Origin of the sequence: Xenorhabdus littoralis, assembly GCF_033949345.1 — a bacterium.
Taxonomy (GTDB): Bacteria; Pseudomonadota; Gammaproteobacteria; order Enterobacterales; family Enterobacteriaceae; genus Xenorhabdus; species Xenorhabdus littoralis.
The window spans coordinates 1-1,554 of record NZ_VCDP01000074.1 but is presented as its reverse complement, the minus strand read 5'-3'; the positions used below and the strand labels follow the sequence as shown (position 1 = coordinate 1,554).

At 38.5% G+C, this 1,554-nt stretch carries 1 protein-coding gene; it reads left to right on the top strand.

Annotation, left to right across the window (positions count from 1 at the left end; genetic code table 11):
- Positions 1-51 precede the first annotated feature (51 nt).
- The gene (gene hmpA / locus FE394_RS16345) at positions 52-1,242 is read left to right on the top strand and encodes an NO-inducible flavohemoprotein (RefSeq protein WP_319927418.1); all 1,191 of its coding nucleotides are present in this window, start codon (positions 52-54) and stop codon (positions 1,240-1,242) included.
- Positions 1,243-1,554: the final 312 nt, after the last annotated feature.

Here is a 1,554-nt window from a genome sequence, read left to right as displayed (position 1 = left end):
AATACAACTTATAGGGTTTGATATCATTTGTGAAAAATTCAGGAGCCTCCCATGCTAGATAGTCAGGTTATCGCAACCATAAAATCCACTATTCCCCTTATCGTCTCTACAGGCCCTAAGCTAACAGCCCATTTTTATGAACGCATGTTCAAACATGACCCTGAATTAAAAAATATTTTTAACATGAGTCATCAAATCAACGGGGATCAGAGAGAGGCTCTGTTTAATGCCCTCTGCGCTTATGCTTCCAATATCGATAACCTGGCTGCCCTATTACCGGCTGTCGAAAAGATTGCCCATAAACACACCAGTCTGGATATTCAACCTGAACATTATCAAATAGTAGGTACACATCTTCTGGCGACAATTGATGAAATGTTTCATCCCGGTGACGAGGTTCTCAGTGCTTGGGAAAAAGCCTACAACGTGTTAGCCAATGTCTTTATCAATCGGGAAGAAGAAATTTATCAAACGGGGGAAGATTTGGAGGGTGGTTGGCGTGGTCTGCGTCCATTCCGTATCAGCCGGAAACAGCCACAAAGTGATGTCATTACTAGCTTTGAATTTGTGCCTGTTGACGGTGGTAAGGTTATGGATTACAAGCCCGGACAATATTTGGGAGTCTATATAGAAGAGCCTGCGTTTGAAAACCGTGAAATCCGCCAATACTCGCTGACCGCCGCACCAAATGGAACCAATTACCAAATTGCAGTTAAACGTGAGTCTCAAGGTAAGGTTTCAAACCATATGCACGATAATGTGCAAGAAGGAGATATCGTGATGTTGGCAGCGCCACGCGGTGATTTTTTCCTTGATGTCCAACATGATACTCCCGTTACATTGATTTCTGCGGGTGTCGGTTTGACTCCTATGATGAGTATGTTGCAACACTTATATCGCCAACATCATGCGGGAACAGTAAATTGGTTCCATGCAGCAGAGCACGGTAGTTATCATGCTTTTGCTGATAAGGTAAATGACATTTCCCTATCTATGCCTAATTTATACTCACAAGTTTGGTATCGAGAACCCAATGATAGAGATCAGAAAGGGATGCATTACCAACACACCGGATTGATGGATCTCTCTATTGTAAAAGATTCGATAACAACAGAAGGAATGCAATTCTATTTCTGCGGACCAGTAGTTTTCATGCAATATATCGCCAAACAACTTCTGGCGATGGGGATTGATGAACAACATCTCCATTATGAATGTTTTGGACCACATAAAGTAATTTAAGATAGTATATTAACAAATTAAGTGATAACGGTTACAAGGCAGGAAGTTACGCATGCAATCTCCCATTTGAGTGCTTAGTGACTGTCAATGTTTCCGTTATCACTTTTTCTTTATATCAGAAAAAATCATATTTAGACTATATCCAATGGATATAAAGATGCAGTGATACGACAAGGAAAATAATTATTAACTTTAAAGTTAATAGATATATGAATGATGCATATAAAAATCATTTTTATATCAAAAAAGATTAAATATATATTTTATTTTTCTTTCAAGTTAATTATTTCAATATTAATGAAAATAATCAAC